12 protein-coding genes are annotated in these 16,547 nt (G+C 40.2%); 11 read left to right on the forward strand and 1 reads right to left on the reverse strand.

The window, feature by feature from the left end:
- Window positions 1-103: 103 nt before the first annotated feature.
- Entirely contained in the window at window positions 104-3,286 is a 3,183-nt protein-coding gene (locus tag OB69_RS10550; protein WP_053223689.1) for a TonB-dependent receptor, read from the forward strand.
- A 79-nt stretch (window positions 3,287-3,365) separates the two neighbouring features.
- Window positions 3,366-4,706 carry an alkaline phosphatase family protein gene (locus tag OB69_RS10555; RefSeq protein WP_053223690.1) on the forward strand — a complete coding sequence of 447 codons (1,341 nt, stop codon included), beginning with the start codon at window positions 3,366-3,368 and terminating at the stop codon, window positions 4,704-4,706.
- Between the two features lie 93 nt (window positions 4,707-4,799).
- Here OB69_RS10555 and OB69_RS10560 read toward each other — a convergent pair whose 3' ends face one another.
- A complete protein-coding gene (locus tag OB69_RS10560; RefSeq protein WP_053223691.1) occupies window positions 4,800-5,399 on the reverse strand; it encodes a Crp/Fnr family transcriptional regulator in 600 nt (199 codons plus the stop codon).
- Between the two features lie 149 nt (window positions 5,400-5,548).
- On the opposite strand from OB69_RS10560, the gene OB69_RS10565 reads away from it, so the two are divergent.
- The 9 genes from OB69_RS10565 to OB69_RS10605 are packed head-to-tail and all read left to right on the forward strand — an operon-like array spanning window position 5,549 to window position 16,532.
- On the forward strand, window positions 5,549-7,630 hold the full coding sequence (locus tag OB69_RS10565) for a ComEC/Rec2 family competence protein (RefSeq protein WP_053223692.1): 2,082 nt from the start codon (window positions 5,549-5,551) through the stop codon (window positions 7,628-7,630).
- Entirely contained in the window at window positions 7,618-8,400 is a 783-nt protein-coding gene (locus OB69_RS10570; protein ID WP_053223693.1) for an enoyl-CoA hydratase/isomerase family protein, read from the forward strand. The genes OB69_RS10565 and OB69_RS10570 overlap by 13 nt, the downstream gene beginning before the upstream one ends.
- Window positions 8,401-8,449: 49 nt before the next feature.
- Complete coding sequence (locus OB69_RS10575) at window positions 8,450-10,384, forward strand: RecQ family ATP-dependent DNA helicase (protein WP_053223694.1); 1,935 nt, start codon at window positions 8,450-8,452, stop codon at window positions 10,382-10,384.
- A 6-nt stretch (window positions 10,385-10,390) separates the two neighbouring features.
- On the forward strand, window positions 10,391-10,987 hold the full coding sequence (locus tag OB69_RS10580) for a hypothetical protein (RefSeq protein ID WP_157608547.1): 597 nt from the start codon (window positions 10,391-10,393) through the stop codon (window positions 10,985-10,987).
- A 10-nt stretch (window positions 10,988-10,997) separates the two neighbouring features.
- Window positions 10,998-11,366, forward strand: coding sequence for a carboxypeptidase-like regulatory domain-containing protein (locus OB69_RS10585; RefSeq protein ID WP_245620801.1), 369 nt, complete (start codon window positions 10,998-11,000; stop codon window positions 11,364-11,366).
- Window positions 11,356-11,910 (forward strand): NUDIX hydrolase, encoded by a 555-nt coding sequence (locus OB69_RS10590; protein ID WP_053223696.1) that lies wholly within the window; start codon window positions 11,356-11,358, stop codon window positions 11,908-11,910. The genes OB69_RS10585 and OB69_RS10590 overlap by 11 nt, the downstream gene beginning before the upstream one ends.
- A gap of 56 nt (window positions 11,911-11,966) precedes the next feature.
- Window positions 11,967-14,807 carry a FlgD immunoglobulin-like domain containing protein gene (locus OB69_RS10595; protein ID WP_053223697.1) on the forward strand — a complete coding sequence of 947 codons (2,841 nt, stop codon included), beginning with the start codon at window positions 11,967-11,969 and terminating at the stop codon, window positions 14,805-14,807.
- A 52-nt stretch (window positions 14,808-14,859) separates the two neighbouring features.
- A complete protein-coding gene (locus tag OB69_RS10600; protein WP_053223698.1) occupies window positions 14,860-15,576 on the forward strand; it encodes a tetratricopeptide repeat protein in 717 nt (238 codons plus the stop codon).
- Window positions 15,576-16,532, forward strand: a complete 957-nt coding sequence (locus OB69_RS10605; RefSeq protein ID WP_053223699.1) for an L-threonylcarbamoyladenylate synthase — start codon at window positions 15,576-15,578, stop codon at window positions 16,530-16,532. Before OB69_RS10600 ends, OB69_RS10605 begins: the two co-directional genes overlap by 1 nt.
- The last annotated feature ends 15 nt before the right edge of the window (window positions 16,533-16,547 follow it).

The raw sequence follows: 16,547 nt of genomic DNA on the forward strand, positions 1-16,547 counted from the left end.
CTACCCTGTGGATTGATTAGGGTATTGTTAACCTTTTTGCAGATGTTAAAATCTAACATTTGCCCCAGAATGGTAGCCATAGTTTTGCGCAAAAAACAACACTATGAGACTTAAATTCTACCTAATTAAAACCAATAGTAGGCAACTGGGGATAGCCTTACTATTGTTGACCTTCACGGTTTTTCAATCCCTAGCGCAAGCAACTGATGCTACAATTCAGGGCGTTATCACAGCTACAGATGGTAGTACTTTACCAAGTGCCACCATTCTTGTAAAGAATACAGCCACTGGTTTTCAAACTGGAACAATAACCAATGCTAATGGTGAATATCGTTTTATTCAGGTGCCATTAGGTGGGCCTTACGAGATCACCGCTTCTTTTGTGGGCTATGGCTCAAAAAAGAAGGAAGGTTTTATGGTAAACCAAGGTGACCAGCTAAAAATCAACTTCGAATTATCTGAGACGGTTACAGAAATGGAAACCATTGTGGTAACTGGCGATCAAATCCGTTCTTCTATCGACAGACAAGGGGAGGCTACTATTGTAAGTACTCAGCAAATTCAAAACCTACCTTCTGAAGGAAGAAACTTTACTCGTTTGGTGAGTTTATCTCCATTGCAAGGCGGAGGAAGCTTGAATTTGGGAGGACAGAGAAGAACTTCAACTGGAGTTACTATTGATGGTTTGAACGCTAGAAATACTTTAACCGCTGGTGAAATCGGACAAGGCCCATATACCATTTCGCAGGAAGCGATTAGAACTTTTGAAATTTCAACAAATGATTATGATGTAACGCAAGGCCGACAAGGCGGTGGTGCTATTAAGGCAGTTACAAAATCGGGTACCAATGATTTGCAAGGAAGTGCTTTTGTTTACCATAGAAACGATAAGCTTCAAAACGATCTTGATATTAGAGAAAATCCAAGAACTGCCGACTTCAATAATACACAATATGGTGTGAGTTTAGGTGGGCCAATCATTAAGGATAAAGTTCACTTTTTCGCAGTGTTCGAAAGGCAAGAAGCAACCGATCCATTGTTTATTGCTGATATTCAAACTGCTGACGATGAGAACAGATCGGGCTTGACTAAAGCCAATTTGGACCGTTACCTACAAATAGCGAGAGCAAAATACGGTTTGAGTAATGATCAGCAGGTTGGTCAATTTGAGCGCTCTTCTGAAGCAAGTACCTTCTTTGCCCGCGTTGACTGGCAGCTGAATAACATTCACCGATTGACCATCAGAAATAATTACAACAAATACACAAACCCATTCAGTACTAGCGATAACTCTAGTTTTGAATTGGCTGAAAGTTACTCTGACTTTAACTCTCAAGAGAACACTTTGGGTGTATCATTGCGATCGGCTTTCAACCCTAACTTTACGAATGAGTTTAAATTGCAGTATCAGCATGCTGAAAGAGCTTACAACCCAAGCTCACAATTGCCTTCTTCAAACATTCCAAGGGCAATTGTAAACGTTCAGTCTACACTTCCTAATGGTTCTTCGGCCAGCAGAACTGTTCAATTGGGTGGTCAGCGTTATTCTCCTGAAACTAACTTGGAGAACATGATTCAGTTTACCAATACGGCTTATTTGTCAAGAGGAAATGTGAATTTCACTTTCGGAACAGACAACATGATTACCTATTTGGAAACCTTACTTTCGAATGAGCAAAATGGTCGTTTCTTCTTCGACTCGCTAGATGATTTTGAGAATTTAACACCAAGCCGTTATGCTAGAGAGGTGCCATTGCAAGGTTTGCCAATTGTAAAACAAACCGTTTTGGATTTGTCTCTTTTTGCGCAAGCAGAATTTAGTTTGCACAAAGATTTAGAAGTGATTGCTGGTGTAAGATGGGATGGAACAATCTTTACTGAAGCTGCCGAATTCAACCAAACAGTATTTAATGAATTGGGAATTAGAACAGACAATCGTCCACAAGATTTAGACAATATCCAGCCAAGGCTTCAAGGAATTTGGAACATTGGAGGTAAAGATTCAGACATCATCAAATTAGGTGGTGGTATCTTCAACTCTCAGCCGCATTACTATGCCCAGGTAAATAATATTCAAAACTCAGGAACCTTGCTTGGTGCAATTGATGTAACGGGTGCCGATGTTCCAACACCTGATTTCAATGCCTACAGAAACGACCCAAGCACAGTGCCGGGCGTACCAGCTGGTCAAGTGCCTTTCAGTACGATTAACGCTGTAGGTGATAATTTTGAAGTGCCAACCACGGCTAAATTCAACATTGATTACACCCACTACTTTGGTGATAAATATTCAGTTTCTGTAAACTATTTGGCAAGTAAAACCACCAACAACTACGTTTATCAGGAAGCTAACTTGGTTAAAGATCCATTCTTTGTAACCAATGAAGGTAGAGAAGTATTTGTGCCTGCAAACACCATTACAGCAAGCGGTATTACCGACTGGACGAACAGTAGAATTTCGAACCAAGTAGGTAGAGCTTTAGTGTTAGAATCTGACGGAGAAGTTAAGCAGCATGCGATTATTATTTCTGGTTCTGCTCAGGTAGGAAAAGATGGATACTTTAATATTTCATACACAAGAAATAGCTCTAAGGACAATTCTTCATATAACTGCTGTGTGGCCAACACTTCTACTTTCTTACCAGTAACTGGCGATCCAAGAGATTTGAACTACGGTTATTCTGACAACAACTTCCGTTCGAAATTTGTAGTAAACACTGCGTCACCTTCTTTCCACGGTTTTGTACTAGGGGCTACAATTACAGGCTCTGGCGGAAGTCCTTTCAACTTTGTGGTGGATAACAACAACAGAAGTGCAAATGGTGACTTCAACCTGTCAAACGATCAGGCTTACATCTTTGATCCGAACGATGCAAATACACCACAAGCCATTAAAGATGGTTATATGGATATTTTAAACAATCCAGATGTACCGCAGAATTTCAAAGATTACTTACAAGATAACTTCGGTCGTTTTGCTGAAAGAAATGCAGGTGTAAATGGGTTTTATGCCAACATTGATCTTCGTTTGTTGAAGAAAATTAAGTTAGCGAACGGTCATGGTTTAGAGCTCTCTGCCGACCTATTCAACTTTGCAAATTTCTTAGATAGTTCAAAAGGTAACAGCCACGTATATAGCAGAAACTTAGAGTTGATGCGAATTACAGGCTTTGATCAATTAGCCAAGTCTTATAACTATTCAGTGCAAACTGGCGCTGGTAACGAGCCAATCAACGGAACACCATGGAGAGTTCAAGTAGGTTTACGTTATACTTTCGGCCAATAATGGTTTTTCAAAATAGATAGATTAGAGTGCTAGGAGTAGGGGTGAAAGCCTCTGCTCCTTACTTTTAAATAGATATAACATGAGAAAATATACAGTATTAATATTAGTGATGCTTTTAGGTTTATGTCTAAAAGCTCAGCAATCAGAACATGTAGTTTTGGTCTCAATTGATGGGTTTCGCCCCGATTTCTACATGGAGGCCAAATGGCCTGCGCCAAACTTAAAATGGATGGCCGAAAACGGAACAAAAGCAGAAGGCGTTCGTGGTGTTTATCCTTCGGTAACCTATCCGTCTCATACAACTTTAATTACAGGAGCAAAACCAGCCCGTCATGGTATTTACTATAATTCCCCATTCGAAGAAAAGGGTCAAACGGGTGCTTGGTATTGGTACGAAAACGATATCAAAGTGCCAACCCTTTGGGATGCAATTCGAGCGAAAGGAATGAAATCAGCGGCTTTTATCTGGCCTGTTTCAGTAGATGCGCCTATCGATTATAATATTCCAGAATACTGGTATTTAAAAGAAGGAACGGATCGTATTGAACCTATGCGCGATAAAGATATTCCTAATGGCTTTTTCGAAGAACTTGAAAGAGAGGTTTTAGGGAAAATGAGCAACACCACGTTTAACGGTGAGTTTTTTAATAGAGAAGATAGAACAGGTGAAATGGCTGCTTATGTGTTAGAAAAGCACAAGCCAAATTTCATCGCATTACACTTAATTGGTACCGATCATTTTCAGCACCAAGGCGGAAGAGATGGTGAAATGGTGCCTTTTGCTGTAGCCGCAGCCGACAGGGCGATTGGCAAAATCAAGGAAGCCGCAGAAAGAGCTGGAATTCTTGATAAAACAACTTTTATCATTTCTGGGGATCATGGTTTTGTGGATGTGCATTCACTTTTGAGCCCTAATGTTTGGTTGGCAAATGCAGGCTTAATGTCTACTGCCAAAGATCGCGGAAATTGGAAAGCCGCTTTTCACACTTCTGGCGCAGCTGCTTTTTTAATGTTGAAAGATCCTAAGGATACTAAAACCTTAAATCAGGTAAAGCAGATTTTAAATGACCTACCTGAGAAAACTAAAAAGCTTTTTAGAGTAGTGTCGAAAGAAGAATTGGCTCAAGTAGGTGCCGATCCAAATGCGTTTTTGGCCATAGCGCCAATACCAGGCGTAGCGATGTCTGGTTCAGCTTCTGGCGATGATTTGAAAAGAGGTTCAGGCGGAACGCATGGGTACTTCCCTGATTTCAAACAAATTGAGACTGGTTTTGTAGCTTGGGGAGCTGGTGTTACCAAAGGTAAGCTTGTACACAAAATGGGTTTGGAAGATGTTGCGCCTGTAATCGCAGCTTTATTAGGGCTAGATTTCGCAGCACCTGACGGAGTTCTGTTTCCAGGTATTCTCGAAAAGAAATAAGTATTACTTCTGGTTTGTTTGTTTTGCTAATTGGAAATGCTGCAGTAGGAAGGGGGTCGCTACGATCCCCTTTTTTACGATACAAATAATGTGTTATGCAGTTTTCTTTAACCTAATAGGTTTTAACTTTTTAATAATCTGACTTACGGTTTGGCGTGTCATGCCTGTCAAATCACCTATTTCCTGTTTAGTGAGCAATGAAAAAAGGTGATGTTTTTTATTCTCTGAGTCTAAAACCTCTCTGTCAAAATCATTGTAAATTACTTGCAGTCGTTCAATACTATTGGCCGAACGAATACTGAATAGGCGTGCTTCAGCAATACTCCATCGCCTTACTGTATTTTTGTTGAACCACTCGGAAACAGCTGGGTCTTCTACAATAATTTGTTTAAAAAAATCGAGAGGATAAACGCGTAAATGGCAAGGAATGATGGTCTTGGCAAATTCAAAAAACTGTCCGTTTAAGTATTTCAAATTCCCAAAGGTGTCGGGCGCGCTCAGAATATCATAGGTAATATCTTGCCCTTGGCTTCCGTAACTGCCCAATTTTACGGCTCCAGATACAATTTCATAAATAGAGTTCGTGTGTTGGCCAGGTTGGTAAATTTGTTGATCCTTAGCTACATAGACTTCCTTTATCAATCTTTCTAATGGATAAGCATTAGACGAACGCAGAAGCTCGATCAAGTTCATAGTTTAGGCTGTTGAGTTAGGTCAAATTTAGAGATTGAGAAAGAACAGAAGTAAATTTTAGTGTTATGCTTTCTTTACTTCGGATGAATGGCTTCAGTATTTTTCAGTAATTACTTCATTATAATAAACCAAATATTTATTTTGATTGTGTGAATTTTAATTCGTTTCCATTTATTCGATTCGCTGCTGCCTTTATCCTCGGGGTGGTTGTTTACCATTATGGTCATGAATGGATTGATATTAAGGTTTGGTTACCTATTACGCTTTTCATAGTCTATGTTTTTCTGGCGCTCCGCAACTCCATTCGCTTTCAGTATGTGCTCTCTATTTTGGTTTTGGTCATCCTTTTTTGTTCGGGTTTTCTTCGGCTGAAAGAACACAGAGTCGATAATTCTTCCTACCATTTGCTACACATCAACCAAGATATTGAAGCTTACCGCGCGGTGATATATGAGGAACCAGCCATAAAGGCCAACTCGATCAATGTTCGGCTTGAGGTCACTGATGCGCTTGCTGAGAAATGGCAAGCAGCTTCGGGTTATGTGAATGCCTATGTCAGTAAAGAAGCTGGCAAAAACCTTCAGTATGGCGATATACTTTTGGTGAAAGGTTCGCCAAACCTTACCGAAGAGCCTGCCAATCCGGGCGAATTCAACTTCAAAAACTATCTAGTGTATAATAATATCTTCCATCAACAATTTATTGGAGAGAATTTTCAATTACTTGGGCGTGATGTTCCTTGGTGGAAATGGCCTATTGCGACATCAATTAAAATCAGAAATCAATGTGCCGAATTACTCAAAGCCAGAATTTCAGACCCTGATGCCAGAGGTGTTTTGTTGGCCATTACTTTGGGGGTGAAAGATGAACTGGATACAGAGCTTCAAACCTCATTTTCGACAGCAGGCGCTATGCATGTTTTGGCCGTTTCGGGTTTGCATGTGGGTATTATTTACGGAATTATCCTCCTGATTTTTAAGCGACTTAAACTGAATACTTGGAAAAGGCGCTGGTGGATGGCCTTTATTAGCATTGTGCTTTTGTGGTGCTACGCATTCATTACTGGCCTTTCACCGTCTGTGCTTCGGGCTGTCACAATGTTCTCATTTGTGGCCATTGCCAAAGCGAAAAACACCAATAGCAGCATTTATAATACCTTAGCTGCTTCTGCTTTTGTGCTGCTTTGTTGGAACCCCTATTTGATCATGAGCGTAGGTTTCCAGTTGTCGTATTTGGCCGTTTTTGGTATCGTATACCTTCAACCTAAGTTTTACAATTTATTCGATATTCATAATTACTGGCTAGATAAAATATGGGCAATTAGTTGTGTTTCCTTAGCAGCTCAAATTGCGACCGCTCCTTTGAGTATTCTGTATTTTCATCAATTTCCGAGCTATTTTCTATTCTCCAATTTGTTCGTAATTCCTGCCGCTTTTGCCATGCTTATTATGGGTTTGGCGGTACTGGTCTTGGGTGGAATCCCATATTTGGGTGAAGCCGTAAATTGGCTCACAGAATCCTTTGTTCGAATCGTAAATTGGCTGGTGCATTGGGTAAGGTGGCTTCCGGGTAGTACTTTAGATGGTATTCATCTAACTACGGGTGAAACATGGTTGATTTATGCTGTCATTATAATGCTTATCATTTTATTGGCAGAAAGGCAATTCAAATACTTGATGTGGGCAATGTTTTTTTGCTTCGCTTTTGTATTTAATCAGGTCAGTCATTGGAGCGACTATAGAAATGCAGAGTTCAGTGTGTTAAACGTTTCCGGAGAATCGGTTTTGGATTTTAGGGTTGGGAATAAAAGTAAGCTGGTGGCCGATACTTCATTCTCGCAAAATCTAGATCGAATTCAGTTCCATTTAGAACCCAAAAGACAATTAGCGGGTAGCAGCCTTCTTCCGTCCGAAGATCAATTAGAATTAGCGATTGAAGATTTGAATGGACACCAGTGGATTGTTTTTCAAGGCCAGCGAATTTTTAAACTTAATCAAAAAATCAAGGTTGAATTTGAAAGGCCGGTGGAGGTGGATTACCTCATTCTTTCAAATGAAAGTGTTTACGATCTAGCTGATTTAGAAGGGAATTTCGAGTTTCAAGAATTAATCATCGATAAATCAAATCGGAAGTTCTTGGCCGATAAGCTCACAAATCAGGCAGAAACGCTAAATTTGAAAGTACACTCCATCTATCGCGATGGCTATTATTCAAGAATATGGAAGAAATGACTTTAGTGAAATACCAAGTGGCCAACCGCGTTGCCACGATTACCCTTAACCGTCCCGAAAAAAGAAATGCCTTAAATGCCGAAATGGTAACACAACTTAAGCAGGCATTTACTCAAGCAGAAGAGGATGAAAATGCCAAGGTCATTGTATTGGATGCCGCTGGTGATTCCTTTTGCGCAGGAGCCGACTTGGCCTATTTACAGCAACTTCAGAATAACACTTTCGAAGAAAATTTGGCCGATTCAAATCATTTGAAAGAGCTTTTTCTGCAAATCTATCAGCACCCAAAAGTGGTGATTGCCAAAATTCAAGGCCATGCCATTGCGGGTGGTTGTGGTTTGGCTACGGTTTGCGATTTTTCATTCACTGTACCCGAAGCCAAATTCGGCTATACCGAAGTCCGTATTGGTTTTATCCCAGCCATTGTGAAGGTTTTCTTGCTTCGAAAAATAGGAGAAGGAAAGGCGAAATCGCTATTGCTTACCGGTGAGTTAATTCCAGCCGAATTGGCCGAATCCATGGGTTTGGTGAATACAGTAGTGGAGGCCATTGACTTGGATATGGAAGTGGCCAATTTTGCTCAAATGTTGGTTCAGAAAAACTCTGGTCAGTCTATGGCTTTCACCAAGCAAATGATTGCAGCCGTGCAAAGTATGGATGTGGAAGAAGGCTTAAACTACGCTGCCGAAATGAACGCGAAAGCCCGAGCCTCGGAAGACTGCCAAAAAGGAATTGCTGCTTTTCTGAATAAGGAAAAGATTGTGTGGTAGAATGAAACTAAACAGGTCTCGTTCAAATTAATCTTTATCTTCACTCTTAATGAACCAAGGGCTAAACATTCTTAAAAAATACTGGGGCTATAATGCCTTTAGGCCTTTGCAGGAAGATATTATCAATGCTTCGCTGGAAGGCAACGATGTGCTTGCTTTGTTACCTACGGGCGGAGGTAAATCTATTTGCTTTCAGGTTCCTGCCTTAGTGAATGATGGACTTTGTGTCGTTATTTCTCCCCTCATCGCCCTGATGAAAGATCAAGTGTATCAATTGAAAAGGCGGGGTATTACAGCCGAATCCCTTCATGCGGGAATGTCCAAGCGCGAGATTGATTTTGCTCTAGATAATTGTGTCAATGCCGACATCAAGTTTCTTTATGTTTCGCCCGAAAGGTTGAAAACCGAGCTTTTTCAGGAACGGATCAAGATTGTTCGTGATACTCGTGGTGTCAATTTAATTGCGGTAGACGAAGCACATTGTATTTCGCAATGGGGCTATGATTTCCGCCCGGCTTACTTAGAAATTGCTTCCATACGCGAGCTTTTGCCCGAAACGCCCATTATGGCGTTGACGGCAACCGCAACTGAAAAGGTAAAAGCTGATATTCAGGAAAAACTAGAATTCAGGAACAAGAAAGTATTCACCAAGAGTTTTGCCAGGGCCAATCTTTCCTATTCAGTTCGGTTTGAAGAACATAAGGAAAGAAAGCTTTTAGAAGTGCTGAATCGAGTGAGAGGATCTGCGGTGGTGTATGTGAGTACCCGAAGACACGCCAAGGAACTGGCGCTAATGCTGCAAAGAAGCCACATCAGTGCTGATTTTTACCATGCTGGCTTAACGCATGAAGAACGAAGCTTGAAACAAGAAAACTGGATTCACAATCGTACAAAAGTCATTGTTTCTACCAATGCCTTTGGAATGGGAATTGACAAACCAGATGTTCGGGTAGTGGTTCACATGGATTTGCCCGGAAATCTGGAAGCTTACTACCAAGAGGCAGGAAGGGCCGGTCGTGATGAGAAGAAAGCTTATGCGGTAATTATATGCCACCAGAAGGACATAGAGGAATTACGAAAGAAAACAAAGAATTCACTGCCCGATGTGAAATTGATCCGAGAGGTTTATCAAATGTTGGGTAACTATTATCAGTTGGCCAATGGCAGTCATCCACAAGATAGCTTCGATTTCGATTTCCAAACCTTTTCCAAAAATTTCGATCGACACCCGATGGAGATTTTCAATGGTATTAAAGTGTTAGAGTCTCAAGGAGCGATTTTATTGAGTGAGTCTTTTTATCAGCCTTCACGATTAATGTTTGGGTTGAACCAAAAACTAATGTATGAATTTCAGATTGCAAACGCCCAGTTTGACCCGTTAATCAAAGCCATTCTTCGGCTTTACGGTGGAGAAGTTTATAACAACCTGATCATTATTCAAGAGAATAATCTAGCGGCCAATTTAGGACTTACAGTAGATGCTTGCCGAAAAATGCTGAAACACCTTCATGAGCGTGAGGTGCTGGAATATATTCCTCAAAAAGATCAGCCGCAGTTGTCCTTTTTAATGCCGAAATATCCGGCTGATAAGTTGCCAATCGATAACCATCAAATTGAAAGTAGGCGTAAGTTGATTACTGCTAAAATGGAATCAGTAATTGCTTATTTACACAATGAAGAGCGCTGCCGAACACAACAATTACTAGAATATTTTGGTGAGGTGAATTATGATCCTTGCTTGGTTTGCGACAACTGTGTTCAGAATAAAAGAAAGGCTGAAGAGCTAAAACTGAGAGCAAAATATGAAACACAAATATTCTCTTTAATAGGCCAATCTACCGACTTGGATGTGAATGGTTTGGTGAATGCTATAGCGCCTGAAAACAAAAATGTATTGACAACGCTTGTAGCTGAACTGGTCGATCATGGAGTTTTGAAGTTTGACGAATTTGGGAAGCTAGAAAAGGGCAGGAAGGATACTTAAATATTGATGATGAGTTTTTTTGACGACATATATAATAAGATTTTTAAAGGGAAGGCCGAAGGTCCGGCTGAGTTAATCCATGAAACATTGGAAAGAACCAGTCGAGAATCTGAAAGTTTTCTAGCTTGGGCGGATAGCCATAAAAGGACTGAATTACTGACTGAAATCTATAATGCTTACCATCTGAAAAAGAAAGGTATAGTAGCAAAACTCAATCTTCACTTGCTAGAAACCAAGTATTCAAACGGTTTTGCGGTTACTTATGACCATGAAATATCAAGTGATGACTTCAGAAACTTATTCGATTATTTGAAAGAGAAAACACTTGAGTTCGATTACAGACTGGCACAAAACGACCGTAGAATCATTGATAGGGAATCTTTTGAAGAGGTGATTGAAAAATGGTATTTAAAACCGCAGGGTTTAGAACTAGAAGAAAAAAAAACCAATCAACTTTACGGTAATATTCTCATCGAATACGTTATGATCGATCGAAAGCCCAGTTATATAAAATTGATGGCCAATATCTATCAAGATCGTTTATATTCCGAAGCTTTACCTTTCGAGGAGTTTATTGAAAAATTGTTTGATCGAAACCTCTAATTTAAAAAGAATGAAATCTGTATTGATTACCCTAACATTGATTTTTGGAAGCTTATTTACACCTTCTGAGCAGCCAACTCAAATTTTTAACACCAAACTTAAAATTACAGTTTTAGATGAGCTTGGTAATATAGTAGAGGGAGCTAAAGTGACAATCTATAAAACTCAAGCAGATTATAATGCTGAGAAAAATGGAGTGCAGCCCGCGCAATTGACCAATAACAAGGGGCAAGTTACTTTCAAAAAACTAGACGCCATTCCTTACTATGTTTTGGTTAGAAAAGGCGATATGGACAATGCTGGTGGCGGAGAAATTGTAAGCAAGCTTGAGAAAAATAAGTTGAACAAAGCCAATATTGTGATTTCGGATGGAGTTTAATTTAAGAGAAAAACTCCTTACAGAAATTAAGGAATACCAATCTGAATATAAAGAAGAGCAGGCTTTCAAACCTAGGTTTGAAAGCCTGCTTAGTAATTATGAAAATTGCTTTGAAAGGTCTTTGCTGATGGGGCATATAACAGCATCTGCTTGGATTCTGAACCATCAGCGAGATTCTATATTGTTGCTACATCACGCCAAATTAAACAAATGGCTGCAGCCGGGCGGTCATGCCGATGGCGATGAAAACGTGAGGGCAGTGGCCTTAAAAGAAGCTGAGGAGGAAACTGGTATTTCAGGTTTCGTTTTCGCTTCAAACCAAATATTTGATTTGGACATTCATACCATTCCTGAAAGGAAGGAAGTGCCTGAACATGAGCATTATGATGTTCGGTTTTTGCTTGTAGCGCCAGAAAGGGCAGTTCCACAATTAAATCACGAATCAAACGACTTAAAGTGGATTCATTTCAGTAACCTGAAGGAAAAAATAAGTCACGAGCCTTCTTTAATGCGTATGTATGCCAAAACAAAGCAATTTATTTAGTTGAAAACCATGTTCCTATGCAATAAAATTGCTTGAGTGCCCTATATTTATCTTTGATGAAGTTTAGCAAAAAATCCACTTTAATTCTGAGTCTTGTTGTACTCTGGTCTCTTGTGGCCTTGGTGTTCGTGTTTGTTCCGAAGTCGAACGATAAGGAGATAACTGTAGAGCCTCCAACAGCTCGAGCAGAGTTCTTTTCAAGAGAAAACGTACAGCAAAGAAGTGAATATATTCATCAGATGCTGGCTAACCCAGAAACAAATGAAATTCCAGTCAATATGCGTGAAATGGAAAATGAATTTGTTCAGGATTTTAAACTGAAAGCCAATCTCAACCGATTGAAAATGAGCGCTGCAGGAGCGAATTCTCAAAATGCTCCTAGCTTGCTTACATGGAATTCTCTAGGACCCAATAATATAGGCGGAAGAACAAGAGCGGTGGCTATAGATGTTACTAATGAAAATATAATTTTAGCTGCTGGAGTTTCCGGAGGCGTTTGGCGATCTACCAATGGCGGCCAAAGCTGGACAAAAACTACTAAGTCTGATCAGTTGCACAGCGTAACCTGCATTGTTCAAGATACCCGGCCAGGAAAGGAGAATGTCTGGTATTATGGTACGGGCGAATTAGTGGGAAATTCAACGCGTTCACCGGGGGCACCATTTCGCGGAGATGGAATTTATAAATCTACCGATGGAGGACTTAATTGGCAGCCTTTGCCTTCCACCCAAGTGAATAATCCAGAAAAATTCAATTCTCCATTCATGTACGTTTGGGACATCACCTTAAACCCAAATAGTGCTAATGATGAAATCATTGCTGCCATTTATGGAGGAATTGTACGCTCAGCCAATGGCGGCCAAACTTGGGCTACGGTGTTGGGAAATTCGCTGTATGAAGTGGGGAATAATGTTGATTTGAATGATGTTCCAGCCATTTTTTATACCGAAGTGTATAGAGCTGCCAATGGAGTTTTTTACGCTTCATTAAGCCGATCTACAAATACAGCCAGTGCTTTTTCTCCGCTTGCGGGAATTTATAAATCTGATGATGGGGTGAATTGGACGAGGATTGTGGTTCACTCAAACTTAGCATATAGACGTACAGAAATAGGAGCTTCATTGAGTAATCCGAACATCGTTTACTTCCTTTCCGATACAGGTCAAGGCCATAAACTGTTAAAATACAACAATGCTACTGGCGCTGTTGACGATAGGTCTGTGAATTTACCCGATGGCACCGATGAAGAAATTGAATCATTCGACTCGCAAAGCTCATATGATTTATTTGTAAGGGTACACCCAGCAAATGAAAATACTGTTTTTATTGGTGGTACTAACATTTATAGATCGACAGATGGTTTCGCTACCAAAGCAAATGTTACCTGGATAGGTGGGTATAACCCAGATGTAGAAGGAAATAGTAGTTACCCAAATCATCACCCCGACCAACATGATTTGGTTTTTCTTCCTTCTAACCCAAATGTGATGATTTCAGCCAATGATGGTGGGCTTTTTAAAACAACTAACAATTTGGCCAGTCCTGTAGTTTATGAATCGCTCAACAACGGTTATATCACTACTCAATACTACACCATAACCATGAGCCAATCTCCAGCCGATAACTTTGCGTTTGGAGGTTTACAAGACAATGGCAGTATTCTTTCAACCATTGGTGAAAATAATAATGGCGTAAGACTGATTGGGGGAGATGGCGGCTTTACCGCTTCTACCAGATTTGGGATTAACTATTACACTTCTTTTCAAAATGGGCAAGTGTATAGGCTTACCCTAAACCGTAATTACTCGCTTTCTTCTTTTGCTCGCGTAGACCCTTCAGGCGCTGGTGCTGACCCTTCTCAGCCTATTCTTTTTATCAACCCTTATGTGCTCGATCGGAATAATGGAAACAGGATGTTTTTTGCAGGGGGTAATTATTTATGGAGAAACAGAAATCTAAGTCAGATTCCTTCAGGTGAACAAACCAAAACTGATGTTAACTGGGAAAGGCTGGAAATAACAAAGATTGCTTCCGGTTCCATTTCTGCCATCGAAACCTCTTCTGACCAAGAGAATATTCTCTATTATGGAACATCCGTAGGACAGGTATTCAGAATGGATTTTGCAAACTCTAATGGCTATACGGTAAGTGAAAGAACTTCAAATATTTTCCCTTCAGGTGCTTATGTTAATTCTATAGCGGTAAACCCAACCAACGCCAATGAAATCGTGGTGGTGTTTTCAAATTACCAAGTGAAAAGTGTTTTTAGGTCGGTAGATGGAGGCGCAACCTTTGAAGATATTTCTGGAAACTTAGAAGAAGACCCCTCTGGATTGGGAGGAGGGCCATCGGTACGCTGGGCAGAAATTGTTCCGAAAAACGATGGGGTAACAGAGTATTATTTAGCCACCAGTGTGGGGGTTTTTAGCACCACCGCCTTAAATGGTGAAAGCACTATTTGGTTACAAGAAGGTGAACAGTCCATAGGAAATGTACCTGTAAATATGCTTGATTACCGTAGGTCGGATGGAAGAATTGTGGCCGCAACACACGGAAATGGGGTATACCAAAGCCAAATTAACGGAGTTGTTCCAGAGCCTGCTATACAGAGCGGCAATGGTTTGGTGGTCGAAAATGCTTTTCCCAATCCATTCACAGACAATATTGCTATAAACTATACATTGCCCGAAACCGATATGGTAAGGGCCAGGGTTTACAACACTGATGGAAAGCTGGTGAAAACAATTGCTTTAGGGCTTGGCTTTCAAGGTGAAAACGAAATTTTTTGGGATGGAACAGACGTTAAGAATAGCCCAGTTCCTCCTGGCATCTATTTGATTCGTATGGAATATCAGGGCGAAATCAAAGTTCAGAAGGTGATATATTCTAGGGAATAATTCATTTTGGAAACAACCTGTGGATCGTATCTTTGCAGCCTAAATCACAATCATGAAATCTATACTTAAGGGAGTAATCTGTTTGTCTTTTTTACTTGCTCTGTCTTCTTGCGGAAAAAGCGAAGAGCAGTTAGTAGAAGAGGGGCGAAATTTAATGGGGCAAGAATCTTATGCCGAAGCCATAAAATTATTCAACAAAGCACTTGAGAAAAACAGTAATAATTACACCGCCCTTAATGCCAAAGGAGTAGCCTTGCTAAGAATTAATGAGTTAGATGAATCAGCAATTACATTTGGCCAAGCCATAAGAGTAGATAGCACAGATTATAGAGCGTATTATAACAGGTCGAACACAAGACGCTTGCTTTCTGATGACCAAGGAGCAATGCTGGATTTAGACCGAGCGATTTTACTTCAACCCAATGTTGCAGATTTATACATAAACCGAGGAGCAATTCTTTTTAAGTATGGTGAATTCGACCGGGCACTTTTCGATTTTGAATTTGCTTTACGATTTGATGCCAATAATCCGTTAGTTTATTTGAATAAAGGGAAAGCTGAACTTAGAATTAATAATTCTGATGATGCCATCTATGATTTCAAAAAGGCTATTGAGTTGAAGCCTCAATATGGCGAAGCTTATTATTGGTTGGGGCTTGCCGAATTAGCATTGGAAAACAGAACCGATGGCTGTAGTTATTTATCAACTGCTGAATCCTTAAATTTTGAAGGAGCATCAGAAGCCATCAGCCAAAACTGTATGCAGTAGTGGCAATCATTGGTGTCGATATTAGTGCAGCCAAATCTATTCTAGAACAAGGAGATTTAGTGGCCATACCTACAGAAACTGTTTACGGTTTGGCAGGGAATGCCTTTAATATTGATGCTGTAGCTAAAATTTTTAAAACCAAGAACAGACCTACATTCGATCCGCTTATAGTTCATGTAAACAGCCTTGAAAGGTTAAGCGAATTCACTGAAAAATTGCCAGAAAAGGCAGTTCAATTAACGAATGCGTTTTGGCCTGGACCGCTTACAATTCTTTTAAAAAAGAAAGCAATAATTTCGGATTTGGTAACCGCTGGGCTAGACACCGTGGCGGTTAGGATGCCACGTCACGAGCTCACTAGAGAATTATTGAAAGGCTTAGATTTCCCTTTGGCCGCTCCTAGTGCTAACCCTTTTGGCTACATCAGTCCAACTTCTGCCCAGCATGTGCAACAGCAATTAGGAGATAAGATTGACTATATATTAGATGGAGGAGAATGTGGCGTTGGAGTAGAATCCACCATTGTGAGCTTTGAAGATAAGTTGCCAAAAGTTCTCCGTTTGGGTGGAATATCAATTGAAGAGATTGAACAAGTGATTGGTAAGGTGGAAGTAAATTCGCATTCTTCTTCTCAGCCTCAAGCGCCAGGAATGCTTAAGAGCCATTACGCACCTAAAAAGAAAATACTAGCAATAGACGACCTTGATATTGAAGCCAACGATTTATCTGCTTTCGGATTTTTAGGATTCAGTAAACCAGATCATCGTTTTAAGCTTGAAAATCAGATAGTATTATCTGAAAGTGAAAATTTGAATGAGGCGGCTAAAAACTTATTTGGAAGCCTACGAACATTAGATCAAAACCCAAATATCTATACCATTGTGGTTAGTTTTGTACCAGAAATGGGGTTAGGCAGAGCCATTAACGATAGATTAAGAAGGGCAACAGCAAAATAGAAAAGAACAGAAAAT

The organism is Roseivirga seohaensis subsp. aquiponti, from assembly GCF_001267955.1.
GTDB lineage: Bacteria > Bacteroidota > Bacteroidia > Cytophagales > Cyclobacteriaceae > Roseivirga > Roseivirga seohaensis.

Coding starts and splice junctions, on each gene's coding strand:
- OB69_RS10550 (WP_053223689.1), top strand. CDS start 104: ATGAGACTTAAATTCTACCTAATTAAAACCAATAGTAGGCAACTGGGG.
- OB69_RS10555 (WP_053223690.1), top strand. CDS start 3,366: ATGAGAAAATATACAGTATTAATATTAGTGATGCTTTTAGGTTTATGT.
- OB69_RS10560 (WP_053223691.1), bottom strand. CDS start 5,399: ATGAACTTGATCGAGCTTCTGCGTTCGTCTAATGCTTATCCATTAGAA.
- OB69_RS10570 (WP_053223693.1), top strand. CDS start 7,618: ATGGAAGAAATGACTTTAGTGAAATACCAAGTGGCCAACCGCGTTGCC.
- OB69_RS10575 (WP_053223694.1), top strand. CDS start 8,450: ATGAACCAAGGGCTAAACATTCTTAAAAAATACTGGGGCTATAATGCC.
- OB69_RS10580 (WP_157608547.1), top strand. CDS start 10,391: ATGATGAGTTTTTTTGACGACATATATAATAAGATTTTTAAAGGGAAG.
- OB69_RS10585 (WP_245620801.1), top strand. CDS start 10,998: ATGAAATCTGTATTGATTACCCTAACATTGATTTTTGGAAGCTTATTT.
- OB69_RS10590 (WP_053223696.1), top strand. CDS start 11,356: ATGGAGTTTAATTTAAGAGAAAAACTCCTTACAGAAATTAAGGAATAC.
- OB69_RS10595 (WP_053223697.1), top strand. CDS start 11,967: ATGAAGTTTAGCAAAAAATCCACTTTAATTCTGAGTCTTGTTGTACTC.
- OB69_RS10600 (WP_053223698.1), top strand. CDS start 14,860: ATGAAATCTATACTTAAGGGAGTAATCTGTTTGTCTTTTTTACTTGCT.